The 13,484-nt window shown below is 48.8% G+C and carries 13 protein-coding genes; 4 read left to right on the plus strand and 9 right to left on the minus strand.

Annotated elements, in window-relative coordinates; translation table 11 throughout:
• The coding region (locus Q0438_RS08250) for a His/Gly/Thr/Pro-type tRNA ligase C-terminal domain-containing protein (RefSeq protein ID WP_299190052.1) at positions 1-194 on the plus strand (194 nt) is incomplete at its 5' end.
• A gap of 625 nt (positions 195-819) precedes the next feature.
• On the opposite strand, the gene Q0438_RS08255 is transcribed toward Q0438_RS08250, so the two are convergent.
• From Q0438_RS08255 to Q0438_RS08280, 6 genes are all read right to left on the minus strand, one after another.
• Positions 820-1,458, minus strand: coding sequence for a DUF417 family protein (locus Q0438_RS08255; RefSeq protein ID WP_299190053.1), 639 nt, complete (start codon positions 1,456-1,458; stop codon positions 820-822).
• A 498-nt stretch (positions 1,459-1,956) separates the two neighbouring features.
• A complete protein-coding gene (locus tag Q0438_RS08260) occupies positions 1,957-2,418 on the minus strand; it encodes a hypothetical protein (RefSeq protein ID WP_299190054.1) in 462 nt (153 codons plus the stop codon).
• 372 nt (positions 2,419-2,790) lie between these two features.
• Complete coding sequence (lpxD, locus tag Q0438_RS08265) at positions 2,791-3,744, minus strand: UDP-3-O-(3-hydroxymyristoyl)glucosamine N-acyltransferase (RefSeq protein ID WP_299190056.1); 954 nt, start codon at positions 3,742-3,744, stop codon at positions 2,791-2,793.
• 31 nt (positions 3,745-3,775) lie between these two features.
• Positions 3,776-4,246 (minus strand): acetolactate synthase small subunit, encoded by a 471-nt coding sequence (gene ilvN, locus Q0438_RS08270; protein WP_297882007.1) that lies wholly within the window; start codon positions 4,244-4,246, stop codon positions 3,776-3,778.
• Positions 4,247-4,248: 2 nt separating this feature from the next.
• Positions 4,249-5,943: an acetolactate synthase large subunit gene (locus tag Q0438_RS08275; protein ID WP_299190058.1), complete on the minus strand. Its 1,695-nt coding sequence runs from the start codon at positions 5,941-5,943 to the stop codon at positions 4,249-4,251.
• A gap of 466 nt (positions 5,944-6,409) precedes the next feature.
• A complete protein-coding gene (locus Q0438_RS08280) occupies positions 6,410-7,192 on the minus strand; it encodes a helix-hairpin-helix domain-containing protein (protein WP_299190060.1) in 783 nt (260 codons plus the stop codon).
• Between the two features lie 112 nt (positions 7,193-7,304).
• Between Q0438_RS08280 and pta the strand changes: the two genes are divergently transcribed.
• Genes pta through Q0438_RS08295 form a run of 3 tightly spaced genes read left to right on the plus strand, consistent with a single transcriptional unit; the run spans position 7,305 to position 10,815 of the window.
• The gene (pta, locus tag Q0438_RS08285; RefSeq protein ID WP_299190061.1) at positions 7,305-8,903 is read left to right on the plus strand and encodes a phosphate acetyltransferase; all 1,599 of its coding nucleotides are present in this window, start codon (positions 7,305-7,307) and stop codon (positions 8,901-8,903) included.
• The gene (locus tag Q0438_RS08290) at positions 8,904-10,109 is read left to right on the plus strand and encodes an acetate kinase (RefSeq protein ID WP_299190063.1); all 1,206 of its coding nucleotides are present in this window, start codon (positions 8,904-8,906) and stop codon (positions 10,107-10,109) included. It begins immediately after the preceding gene.
• A 40-nt stretch (positions 10,110-10,149) separates the two neighbouring features.
• Positions 10,150-10,815, plus strand: a complete 666-nt coding sequence (locus Q0438_RS08295; protein ID WP_299190064.1) for a hypothetical protein — start codon at positions 10,150-10,152, stop codon at positions 10,813-10,815.
• A gap of 22 nt (positions 10,816-10,837) precedes the next feature.
• On the opposite strand, the gene Q0438_RS08300 is transcribed toward Q0438_RS08295, so the two are convergent.
• From Q0438_RS08300 to Q0438_RS08310, 3 genes are read right to left on the minus strand one after another with little or no spacing between them, the layout of a single operon-like run.
• Positions 10,838-12,010: a HAMP domain-containing sensor histidine kinase gene (locus Q0438_RS08300; protein WP_299190066.1), complete on the minus strand. Its 1,173-nt coding sequence runs from the start codon at positions 12,008-12,010 to the stop codon at positions 10,838-10,840.
• On the minus strand, positions 12,003-12,665 hold the full coding sequence (locus Q0438_RS08305) for a response regulator transcription factor (RefSeq protein WP_299190067.1): 663 nt from the start codon (positions 12,663-12,665) through the stop codon (positions 12,003-12,005). Before Q0438_RS08305 ends, Q0438_RS08300 begins: the two co-directional genes overlap by 8 nt.
• Entirely contained in the window at positions 12,665-12,913 is a 249-nt protein-coding gene (locus Q0438_RS08310; RefSeq protein ID WP_299190068.1) for a hypothetical protein, read from the minus strand. The genes Q0438_RS08305 and Q0438_RS08310 overlap by 1 nt, the downstream gene beginning before the upstream one ends.
• Positions 12,914-13,484: the final 571 nt, after the last annotated feature.

Genomic DNA, 13,484 nt, shown 5'->3' on the forward strand with positions numbered 1-13,484 from the left:
ACGATCGCGCAGAGCGCTTCGGCGTGAAGATGAACGACTTCGAGCTGATGGGCTTTCCGTACGCAGTGCTCGCGGGCAAGGCCCTAGCGGAAGGAAGCGTCGAGTTCATCACCCGTGCAGGCCTAAAGCGGCAGAGCGTAAGCGCGGATGAAATTTTAAAACTTATCGAGAAAAAATTAGCCGAGAAAAATTAGAAAGCACGTGAAATTTAGCCCTAAATTTGGGCTAAATTTTCTAATAAAAAAGTAGGTTCTCTTTTTAAATTCGTCGCTTTGATCGTGCCCTCCAATATCTGCACAGAGCAATACCCAATCACGCATCAGCCTCCTGCTTTGAAATTTTTTACAAGCGCCTATCGATATGTGACTCTCAAAAACAGCTCGACCGGCTTTGACCGAGAGGGTATTTAATCTCCAAAATGCAGAACTCCTACCTGCGCCTATCCGCGCCTATCGGTGCAGATTTCAGCGCATCCGTCGGCACCGAATTTGACTGCAAAATTTATGCGAGCACGGCTTTTAAATCTATATTTGTTACAAAATTTCACATCGTCGCATAAAAGCACGGGCTACATCGCGCTCAATTAAGACGCCGCGAGGAGCAAATCGGAGAATTTAGAGAGGCGGCCACAATTAAGCTCTTTTGCTTCAAAGAAAATTAGACCGCAGATTAGCGCATTGCGAAGCGCAACGGCGAAATTTAATGCTGCGTATTTTAGCTTATAGACAAAACTGCCGGAGCGTTAAATTTAGCGCTCGCGGCGGTAAAATTTAAATTTAGCCCTGCGCCCGCCGCGAGGTAGAATTTTAGCTTTATAATTTACTTCGAAAGACTTTGTAGCCACCTTTTAGCTGCATCCGCAGCCGCTATCAAACCGCCGCACATCATTATCAAATCTTTTATCACCAGCCTGCCCGCGCCCGAGAGATACGGGAAGCCGTGGTTCGGGCTCTCTGTTATACCGAGAGCGGGATTGCCCAAATTCGGTACCCAAGTTTCGGGCGTCGTTATCAAAAACGATAGCGTAACGATAGCCATACCGAAGGTCAAAAGTCCGCCTACGACGCCAATTTTTGGGAACCATATGCCAAGCAGCATCAAGATGCCGATCGAGCAAATCGTCGCGCCGATAATGTAAGAAGCCGTGTAGGTGCCGTTTGATTTATGCCATTTGATATTATCCGGCACGACCAAGCCTTCGGGGTTTTTGTGTAGATTATACTCCGCGACCATTTTGCCCTTGCCGTTGTCGACTACGTCTTTATTTTTCATCAGATAGCTGAAAAACGGACTGTTCGTGACGAAAGGCACGATGCCGTCCGCCTCATACTGCACGACTTTTAGGCCGCCTATCCAGATCATGACGACGAAAATTGCAAACCTTATGCAATTTACAAATATGCTTTGCGAATTGGACAGGCAATTAAGCACCTTATATAGGGGGGAATTTTGATCCATCTGTGTTTCCTTTGCGGTAAAATTGATGCGATAGTTTATCAAAAGTGGGTTAAATAAATCAATAGTTTTTATAAAATAATACTAATAATGTTTTAAAAAATTTTATCAAGTGAATATAATTTAAGATCTATTTGAAGATCTTTCAGCCTCCGGATCGATTGCCTTTGGCGAGTTTTATTAAATTTTAATCAAATCCTGCTTTGAAATTTTAAAAAATATCTCGAGCTAGCGCAGAATGAACCCAGTAGGACGTTTGTGAGATAGATGAGCAAACATACAGCGCGAATAAACAAAGCCTGCGATATAGATGCACAAGTGCTCACAATGCCGATTTATGGGTAATTACGGGTTTTGCGTTAAAATTTCGCCTAAATCCTTGCTCATTAAATTTCATCCGCGCAATTTTGCTATTTTCGGTCAAGTTTTACCCAAGCGGCCGCTTATTTTCACTCGGCTAAATTTTACTTTGTTACCTAGATTTCGCCCACGCTTTTCCGGTTAAAATTTTATCCAAAATGCGGCAAGCTCGTATCCGCGCGGCTCGCCCAACCCGCTTAAGCTTTCAAACGCAAGCGTAACGCCGCTGTTTAAGCCTATCTCTAAACCATCATCCGTTTCGCGCTCGTGATACTCGATCCGCTCGCGATTTAAAGCGCTTTTTACGGTCGCAAGATCAATAGGGGCTCCGCTAAATATCCAAGGCTCTATTTCGATTTGCTGCGCCCTGCCGCCGCCGAAATCCAGAGGCTCGCTTCTAAAATGATCCGAAAAAATCATAAAAATTTCGTCCTGAAAAAAGTGAAACTCAAAGGCGCCGTATTTTAAAATTTCAGCTCCAGCGCTCTTAAAGCTTGCGTCCGCAGGGCCAAACATCGAGGCGATCTGCGCGCAGCTCAAGCCGCTTCCTACGCCTGCAAACTCGCCCGAGCGAAGAAAATTTAGCATATCTATTTTTAGCATTTTACCCCTTTGACGGCGCTTGAAAGATACTGCGCGCAAGCAAAACCATTAAATTTAGCGTCCATGGTGCAAATAAGACAAGGCGCAATCAAAAAAGAGCGCGGACACATCTGCATTAAATTTTAATTCTTATGCGCGCTAAATTCTAATACCTCGTGATATGAGCGAATACGGGCGCTGTCGCCGCAAACACCTTTTCGTTTCATATCACGCCGTTTGCAAAGCGACAGAGTGTGCGAATAAAATCTTTGCCTGGCAAAATTTCACTCTCGCGCGCCTGTACGGCAAAAAAAGCGCGGACAGAATTTTGCCGATGAACTAGCAAAATTTACCGCCGCAGCGATCATAACTGCGCCGAAATAGCGCCAGCGGTTAGTCCCGCTTTTTATCTCTAAAAAATCTAACGATCTTAGCCTGCAGCTTAAACCACTCGCTAAGCTCCATTATAGGATGCCCTGCGTAGTTTTTGCCGCCCGCCAGATCCTTACTTATGCCACCGCGCGCCGCGATCTGAGCGAAATCACCTACGCTTACGTGCCCGCCGCTGCCGCTCTGTCCGCCCATCACGACGTTGCGCCCAAGCGTCGTCGAGCCCGCAAGCCCCACCTGAGAGACGATGAGGCAGTTTTGCCCTAGCTCGCAGTTGTGCCCGATCTGAACGAGATTGTCGATCTTGCTGCCGCGCTTAACGATCGTCGAGCCGAACACCGCGCGGTCGATCGTCGTGCACGCGCCGATCTCAACCTCGTCTTGCAGCACGACGTTGCCGTTATGATAAATTTTAACGTGCTCGCCCGTTTTGGTGTGCGCGTAGCCGAAGCCGTCGCTTCCGATGACGGCGTTTGCGTGGATCACGCAGCGCTCGCCGATGATCGTGTCATTGTAGATGACGGCGTTTGCGTGGATCACGCAGCCGTCTCCGATATGCACATCATCGCCGATATACGCGCCGCTTAAAATGACGCAATCCTCGCCGATCGTGGAATTTACGCCGATATGCACGCTCTGCCCGATCTGCGCGCTAGCGGCGATCTTTGCGGGCGCACCCTTGCGAATGAGGGGCTTGGCAAAATACGCGCTTAAGATCGCAAAGGCCAGGTGCGGGTTTTCGCACTCCAGCGCTCGCACGCCGTTTGGGGTTACGGTGCCGCACTTTACCAATACGGCGGCCGCTTTGGTGGCGGATAAAAATTTCTCGTTTTTGTCGCTATCGCAGTAGCTCAGCTCGCTTTGCCTTGCGTTTTGAAGCGAATTTATCGCGGTAATCTCCGCGTCCGCCCCACTAAGCTCTATATTTAAAATTTCAGCAATTTTAGATAATTTCATTTGCGCTCCTTTGATTAAATTTTATCGCCGCTTACATATCCAGCGCGACGCTGCCGCCGCGGACGACGTCGATCGGATTGTATTTTTTTATCGTCTTTAAAAAGCCGTCGATGCGGTCTGCGTCGTCGCACGCCATGATGACGATCTTGCTGTCGTCGCTGTTTGCGATGCTACCGTTGTAGGCTTTTAAAACGGCGTCAAGCCCTGCTAAATTTTCGCCCAGCGCGATCTTTACCAAAACCATCTCCTTTTCGACGAATTTTGCATCATCGATGACCTTGTAGACGGGGATTAGCTTATGAAGCTGCTTAGTGATCTGCTCTATGACGCGCTCGTCGCCCGAAGTAACGATGCTAAGGCGCGATAGACCAGTATTTGGGATCGGCGCAACGGTGAGGCTGTCGATATTATAGCCGCGCCCCGCAAAAAGCCCCGAGATCCGCGACAAAACGCCGTGCTCATCGGTAACGACGACCGATATTACTCTTCTTATGCTATTCATTTTTACGACTCCTGCTCAAAAATCATATTATAAAGCGCGCCGCCTGCGGGCACCATCGGCCAGACGTTTTCGAAGCGATCAATCTTAGCCTCGATAACGCTCACCTTTTTGCTAGCAAGAGCTTGCTTTAGCGCATCTTCAAATTCCGCTTTGGTGCTAACGCTAAAGCCCACGCCGCCGAAGCCCTCGACAAGCTTTACGAAATCGGGCTGCGAGCTAAGATCGGTCGATGAGAAACGCTGCCCGTAAAATAGGCTCTGCCACTGCCGCACCATGCCTAAGAAATTGTTGTTTAATACGATATTTACGACGTTTAGGCCGCTCGCGCTAGCAGTCATCAGCTCTTGGATATTCATCAAAATCGAGCCGTCACCGCTGAAATTTATAACCGGTCTATCTCCCGCATAGGCCTTCGCGCCCAATGCTGCGGGTAGACCGTATCCCATCGTGCCCTGCCCGCCGCTACTTAGCAGAGTGCGCGGCTTGCAAAACGGATAAAACTGCGCGACCCACATCTGATGCTGCCCCACGTCCGTAGCGATGATAGCATCCTCGCCCGCGATTTTTGCGGTACTTTGGATAACCCACTGCGGCTTTAAAATTTCATCGCTGTCGTTAAATTTAAGCGGGTGAATTTCATCGTATTTGCGGATAAGCTCGCGCCACTGCTCGAAATTTGCAGGGCTGACCTCGCTTTTAATGCGCGGCAGCATCTCCTCTAGCACCGATTTCACATCGCCCACGATCGGATAATCCGCGTTTATGATCTTTGAGATCGAGCTAGGATCGATATCGACGTGGATGATCTTTGCGTTTTTGCCGAATTCACTTAGCTTTCCGGTGACGCGATCGTCAAATCTCGCGCCCAAGCAGATTATCAGATCCGACTCGCTAAGCGCCATATTTGCGGCGTAGCTGCCATGCATTCCTACCATACCGAGGCGGTTTTTATCATCGCTTCGCATAGCCCCCAGCGCCATAAGGGTTTCAATGACAGGGATCTGCGCAAACTCGCTAAGCTCGCGCACCAGCTCGCTTGCACCCGCGCTGATAACGCCGCCTCCGATGTAGAGGATAGGCTTTTTGCAGCTTGCGATTAGCTCGACGGCTTTTTTGATCTGTTTAGAATTTCCCTTATAATTCGGCTTGTAAGTCTGCATCTTGATTTCGCTAGGATATTCAAAAACGCCCAGCTTCGCCGTCACGTCCTTCGGCACATCGACATGCACGGGTCCAGGTCTGCCGCTGCGAGCGATATAAAAGGCTTCTTTTAAAATTCTAGGCAGCTCTTCGATCGTTTTAACTAGATAGTTGTGTTTGACGCAGGGGCGTGAAATTCCAATCGCATCGATCTCTTGAAAGGCGTCGGTGCCGATAAGCGAGGTCGCCACCTGACCGCTGATAAGCACGATCGGGATGCTATCGCTATACGCCGTAGCAAGCCCCGTAAGCGCGTTCGTAAATCCAGGACCGCTCGTGACGAACGCCACGCCGACCTTGCCGCTAGCGCGCGCGTATCCGTCCGCAGCCATCGCCGCGGCCTGCTCGTGGCGCACCAAAATGTGTCTGAAGTATTTTTGTTTGTAAATTTCATCGTATATGTTTAGCGCCGCGCCGCCGGGATAGCCGAAAACAACCTCGACCCCCTCCTGCCGCAACGCCTCCACGATCATCTGCGATCCGCTAATTTCTTTCATACGCCCATCCTGTTTCGTTGGAATAATTTTGTGATTATATTATTTTGTATATAAATTTTACGAATTTAAGGCGGCGGATCGAGTGAAATTTTAAATTTAATGACGGAATAAGCGGAGCGAAATTTCTAAATTTAACGATGGTAGAAAAGTAAAATTTTAAAATTTAGCCATAAATTTAAAACAGATGAGATTTTGAAATTTAAAATTTTAAAATGTGGAATTTTATCGCGACAAAACTCGACGCATCGGTTTTAACGCAGAATTTTAGTTTGAAATTTTGCCGCGCTAGATTTGGATTTAATTCACAAAATCTTTTGGAGTTTTATCGTAGCGCGAAGCAATACCTGCGTAAATTTTAAATTCCATTGCTACAAAATTTTAAAATTTAGCCGTAAATTTAGGACGGGCGGAATCTCGATTATAAAATTCTAAAATTCCGCCCGCGTAAAATTAAATTTTAAAAACCCTATTGCACACCGACACTAACGCAGTCGCCGCTTTGCGGATCGCAATTGCCGAAGCTTGTGGTGCTGCTGGATCTTTTCGAGCGGATCGTTCCCATATGCATAGGCACCGGAACATTACGGCGAGAGCCCCCACTTGCCTCACCAGAGCCCGTACCGCTATGGCTTCTGTGGTGATAGTCATCGGGTGGAGGCGGTGGAGGCGGTTTTATCCCTCCATGCGGCGGCGGAGGTGGTGGAGGCGGAGGAGGCATCATGCCGCCAGGAGGCGGGGGAGGTGGCGGCATCATACCACCAGGTGGCGGTGGCGGGGGAGGGGGCATCATACCACCAGGAGGCGGTGGCGGGGGAGGAGGCATCATGCCGCCGCGCCTACCATGCCCTCGCGGAGGAGGCGGCGGAAAAGTGCCGGTTTCGGTAATAGTAATGCCGTTTCCGTAATTTTCCACGCGTCTGTAAGTAGAACCTCCGTAAACCGTGCGGGTGCGGGTCTTTTCGATCACAACTACGTCGCGAACGGGCTGCTCCTGCTGCTGCGTATAAACTCTAGCAGACATTTCAAAGCTTTGTTGTAGTTTGGTGGTATCGTAGCCTGCGAAGCCGCTGATAATTTTTAGCTCATCGACGCTTGAAATTTCGCGCTTTTCGCGATATTTGATCAGCATATCCGCTCTGCCCGCATCAAGCCCGCCGATCGTCATCAGCTCGTAGCGACTAGCTTCGTTTATATTGATTTTTGCCAAGGCAAGGCTCACAAAAAGAGCCAAAATCACTAAATTTTTCATAGCCACTCCTTTGTTGAAAGTTATCAAATTCTAAACCCTCATTATAAATCTTTGATTAACACACAAGCAAAATTTTGCTACAATTGCCCATCTCATTTAAAAGGATCGATCAATGAACGGAATTTTGCTGCTATGCAACGAGCCTGCCGCCTACAAATCCGAGCTAAAAAAACTAGACGAAATTTTATCCATGAGCTTTCACAACGTTTTGCAACTTTGCATTGCGGGAGAAAATGCTCTTTTTGGCAGAAGCGAGCTTGAAAGAGCGCTAGCGGACGGGCAGGATGAGCGCGTGCGAAAGGCGGCGATAGAGCGCTTTGCGCAGATCCTAAAGCAGTGTAATTTCGTGCTGGTTCGCGGCGCGGCGGGAGCCGATATGCGCGAGCTAAATTTACAAATCGCCAAGGATCTAAATATCCCCGTTTGCGGATTTTATCCTAACGAAATTGCCGCGCGCATCGGCGAGCGCACAATCGCTGCAGCAAAAGCGGTAAGCTTTGCCAGCATATATGAGGATAAAATTTCATTTTCCGCGCTAAGACCTGCGCAAGAGGGTGCAAATTCTAAAAAATCGGAGCTTTACGGTAAAAATTCTGCCTGCGAAAAGGGCGCAAAATTTCACGACGAAAATTCCGCTTGCCAAAGCGGCGCGATAGAGCTCGATAAAGTCGTTGCCGATAAAAGCTACTTCACGGACGCGGCAAATTCCACGCGCTGTGAAATTTTAACCCCGATAAAATTTGAATACTCGCTCTATGCCAAGGCTCGCGCGAACATTAAAACCGTCGTGCTGCCCGAAAGCGACGACGAGAGAATTTTGCGCGCGGCTGCGATCATAAAGCAAAGCGGAGCGGCAAATTTGATCCTTTTAGGGCGCGAGGACGAAGTGCAAAAAAACGCGCGCGAGCTAGGTCTTGATCTAAGCGGCGTTAAAATTTTAGATCCGCAGACGGATGCGAGCTTAGAAAAATTTGCGCTTGATCTTTATGAGCTTCGCAAGGTAAAGGGTATGAGCGAGGCTCAGGCGCGCGATCTCGTTCGCGATCGCACCTACTTCGGCACGATGCTCGTGTATGAAGGGCTAGCCGATGCGATGGTAAGCGGCGCAAGCACGACTACCGCGGAGACGATCCGCCCCGCACTTCAGATCATCAAGACAAAGCCCGGCATCGCAAGCGTCAGCGGCGCGTTTATAATGTGCCTGGATACGCAAGCTCTGCTTTTTGCCGACTGCGCAGTGGCGCCGAGCCCGAGCGCGGAGTATCTGGCGGGTATCGCGATCTCAAGCGCCGCGACCGCAAAGGCGTTCGGGCTTGAGTCGCGCGTAGCGATGCTAAGCTACTCAAGCGGCGATAGCGGCAGCGGCGATAGCGTGGAATTTATCAAAACGGCGACACAAAAAGCGCACGAAAAGGCACCAGAGCTCTTGATAGACGGGCCGCTACAATTCGACGCCGCGGTCGATGCCGCGATTGCTAAGAAAAAAATGCCGGGCTCCGCGGTCGCAGGACGCGCGAACGTATTTATCTTTCCCGATCTTAACTGCGGAAATATCTGTTATAAGGCCGTCCAGCGCACCGCAGGCGCTATCGCGATCGGGCCGATTTTGCAGGGCTTAAAAAAGCCGATAAACGATCTAAGCCGCGGCTGCGAGGTTGCAGACGTCGTAAACACCATCCTAATAAGCGCAATTCAAGCAGGAGATAATTAAATGGATATCCTAGTCATAAATTCCGGCTCGAGCTCGGTTAAATTTAAATTCTACGATATAAAAAACCACGCCTGCATCGCAAGCGGACTCATCGAAGAGATCGGCTCGACGCACGCAAACGGTCGTCTTAACTGCGTTAACGGGCAGTTCGCCGAAGTAAAGGGCGAGAATATCCCCGATCACGAGACCGCGATCGCGATGGCGATCGATCTTTTAAAGCAAAACGGCGCGATAAAAGACCTCTCTGAGGTGGGCGGCATCGGACACCGCATCGTTCAAGGCGCCGATTATTTCGATGCTCCCGCTCTCGTAGATGAGGATGTAATGGCTAAAATCGCCGAACTTGCGCCGCTTGCGCCGCTACACAATCCCGCAAATTTAGCAGGCATCAAATCCTGCCTCAAAATAGCCCCTAAAATTCCAAACGTAGCGGTTTTCGATACGATATTTCATCAAAGCATCCCGCCGTATGCGTATATGTACGCGCTGCCGTATGAATTTTACGAAAAATACAAGGTTCGTCGCTACGGCGCGCACGGCACGTCGCACGGCTTCGTCTCGCAAGAGGGGGCGAAATTTTTAGGCATAGAATATGATAAATTTAACGCTATCACGCTGCATCTGGGCAACGGCTCGAGCGTGAGCGCCATAGAAAACGGCAAGTGCATCGACACCTCGATGGGACTAACGCCGCTTGAGGGGATCATTATGGGCACCAGATGCGGCTCGATCGATCCCGCGATCATCCCATATATCGAGCGCGTCGCGGGCTACAACGCGCAGGATATGGACGCCATAATGAACAAAAAAAGCGGACTTCTGGGCATCTGCGGCGCAAGCGATCTGCGAAAGGTCTATGAAAAGATGGAGAGCGGCGAGCCGCGCGCAAAGCTCGCGTTTGAGATGCTGGTTTACAGCGTCGTTAAGATGATAGGGGCGTATTACGCCGTGCTCGGGCGCGTGGACGCGGTGATCTTTGCGGGCGGTATCGGCGAGAATGCGCCGCATTTTAGAGAAAATGTCTGCGAGAGGCTCGCTCATATCGGCATCGCAATAGAGCCAAAGAAAAATTACAACAATACCGGCTCAATCCGAAATTTAAGCGCGGCAGGCAGTAAGATACAAACGCTCGTGATCCCTACCAACGAGGAGCTAGCGATCGCCGAAGCCACGGTAGATACGATCAATAAAAATTTGAAATTTTAAAATTTAGGCAAAGAGTAAATTTAAAAGGAAACGGCGCCAAATGGATATAAAAGTGGAGATAGAGAGCATACAGCCGTATCCCAATACGAAATTTATTAAATTTTTCGGGCGGCTTTACGCGGCGGTTTTTGCGCTGTTTGCGATCACGGCGCTTAGCGTATTCGTGCTGCCCGAAAATATTTTAGACGCAAGCGCGGCATGCGCGGACTTCGTTAAATTTATGAAGCAGTTTTTTCCAAACATCGCCGCGATCGGCAAAATAAGTCCGTATACGCAGCTTGCGGAATTTTACGTCGCGGTATTATGGATCAGCCTCGCGGGATTTTTTGTAATAAGCTGGATATTTATACCGACAAGCTTGTTTTTATACGGAAAGAAGGAACTGGGAGACGTAAAGACGCAGCTGCTCTATTTTTTCGGCATATTTATAGGATATTTAGGAGTGAGCGATTACTTTACCGCCGATTTTGCCGTAAACGGCATCTCGCACAGAGTAGGTAACGGACGGACATTCCCGAAATTTGAAAGCAGAGAGAGCCTGTTTGGCTGGATGTCGGTCGCGGGGATATTTTTTCATCTGCGACCATTTTTATTACGCTTTTTATATCCAAGATCGCTCACGGACTTTATATATCGCGGAATAAAAACGACAAGCTGCCGAGCGACGATTAAATTTAAACTGCAAGCGGCCGCTTTTAAATTTTAAAATTTCACTAAATTTTAAAATTTTATTCGCGCCATGTAAGGCGGAAGGTCGTTATCTCGCCCGGCACGCTATCGTAGGAGATATCGAAAGAGTATTTTTTGCAGACCTCGCTTACGATACTAAGCCCGATGCCAAAGCCGCCCTCGCTTGAGTTAAAACGCGCAAAACGCCTGAAAATTTCGCCGCCCTTTTTACTATCGATCCCCTCACCGCTGTTTGAGATCGCTAGCTCGCCGCGCCTTAGCCGCACATCCACGTAGCCGCCTGCGTTTGCGTATTTTACGGCGTTACTTAGCAGATTGTCGATCAGGCGCGAAATTTCATAGACGTTTGCGTTCATGCTCGCATCCGAAAGATCGGTTTTAAGGCTAAGCCTGCGCTTTTGAATAAACGGCGCGAAGTATTCGCAACGCGAAGCGACGAGGCTTTTTAGATCGATCGAGCTAATCTCGCCCTCCTTTTTCATACCGAAGGTCAAAAACACCAGATCCTCATAGATGCGCGAAAGCGTCTTGGCGGCTAGATCGATATTGGAGACACGCTTGGCGTTGTATTCCCCAAGCTCCGCGTGCCGCATCGTCTCGACGCTCATAGAGATGATGCTAAGCGGGGTGTTGATCTCGTGGGTGCTATCCTTGATGAAGCGATTGAGCGTGTCAATCTTATCGTAAAGCGGCTTGGTGCCTAGCCGCACCAGATAAAACGCCACGGCTAAAATCACGCCCAAAAGCGCTATCATCATCGCTGCGGTTTTGATACGAAGCGTTAAAATTTCGCCCTGCACGCTACTTCCGAGCAGGATGATTTTAGCCTTGGAAAAGGCGTTTCGCTCCTCCATATTTTGCAGATTCTCATAAATTCCAAGCCTGCCGTTTAGGACGAACTCCCCTTTCAGCTTTGCTTTATCAAGAGCGCCGAGTTCGCCGCCGCAGCCGTAAATTTCATCAGAGCTTGGCTTAAAAATACACGCGCTCACGCTCTTTTCACGCTCGAAGTCCGCCAGCGAGCCCAGCCCGTCCATGCTTGCTTTCATATAGATCATCATCTTGATCTCTTTGAGCTCTTTGACGCGTTGCGAAAGCAGCGCGGATTCGTTCATCTCGTAATTTATTTTGAAAAAATATCCCAAAAACAGCGCGCTTGAAATGAGATACAAAGATAGAATTTTAAGCGTTAAAGCGGTCTTTTCAGACATACAGATACCCTGCGTTGCGGCGATTTATGATGTGCTCTTCGCCTAGGACGCGGCGTAGATTTTTGATATAAGTTCGCAGCGCCTCTTCGCTCGGCGTTTCATCAAAAGCGTAGATCGCGGAGAAAATTTCATCCTTGCTCAAAAGTCTGTTTTTATTTTGTAAAAAAAGTGCCAGCAGCTCGCGCTCTTTGTTTGAAAGCGCGACGGGCACGCCCGATCTGCGTAGCTCTTTGCTTGCAAAATAAAATTTAAACTCGTCGCCTACGGCCACGAAATCATCGAAATTGTGGCTAAAGCTTCGCTTTATGAGCGAATTAACGCGCAGCATCAGCTCTTTTAGTTCATACGGTTTTTTGAGATAGTCGTCGCAGCCGCTTTTAAAACCGACCTCAAGATCATCAAGCGTATTTAGCGACGTGGCGAATATCGCAGGGGTGCGATCGCCGCTCTTGCGCAGCTCTTTTAAAAGTGAAAATCCGTCGCCTTTGGGGATTTTCACGTCAAAGATAAATAGGTCGAAATTTTGCTCGTACGCAAGATCTGCGGCGCTTTGAGCGTCGCTGCAAACGCACACGTCAAAGCCTGCGTCCTTTAGATATTCGCCGATGAGATCGCAAAGCGTCTCGTCGTCTTCTACGAGCAAAATTTTACTCACTACATCCCCTTTTTCATCTCTTTTTTCATTTCGCCTTTCATCTCATCCTTCATCTGTTTGCCCTCTTTCATAACATCCTTGTGCATATCCTTCATCTCGTCTTTCATCTCCTTCATGTCGCCTTTCATATCGCTCATGGAGCTGTTGACGTCTTTTTTCGCCTCCATCATCTCGCCTTTCATATCGGCGGCTACGGCAAAAGTGCCGGCTAATAGCGCGCTAAGCGCAAACAAAGTAAGTTTTTTCATTACATACTCCTTAAAAAAGATTTGCCGAATTATACTTTATAAAAGTGAAATGGACGTGAAATTTAGAGGCAGGTACCGCTAAATTTAAACATAGCGGCGGGGTTTAAATTTGAAAGCATTCTCTGCGGCGAGCCTACGGTGAATTGGGGGTTACGCTTTAAATTTGACCTTAAATTTAGCTCGGCGGTAAAAGCGAGTCTAATATGATGCCGAGCCGCGCTTAAGCTAGTAGTTTATTTAAATTTAGCCGCAAAAGAGATAGCTGCGCCGCTTGAATCTTGTTTAAATTTAATCGCAAATTCGCCCAAGCGCGCAGCGGGCCGCAAAAGGTAAAATTTAACGACCGAGAAAGGCGACAATGCCGCACTGCCCGATGCCTTAGGCGATAGTAAAAAGATAAAATTTTACGCCTACGAAAGAGCGTGATCTTTGATCTCATCCTCGCTTACGATCTCGTAGATCACGCCCGCGTTTTTGATAAACTCCTCCACGCGCGCGACGTGTGCGGGCTCTACGTTGATCACGAGGCTTCCGACGACGTTTTTATCGAGGCGCTCGAGCTTGCCCCAGA

This window comes from uncultured Campylobacter sp. (assembly GCF_938030785.1).
Taxonomy (GTDB): Bacteria; Campylobacterota; Campylobacteria; order Campylobacterales; family Campylobacteraceae; genus Campylobacter_B.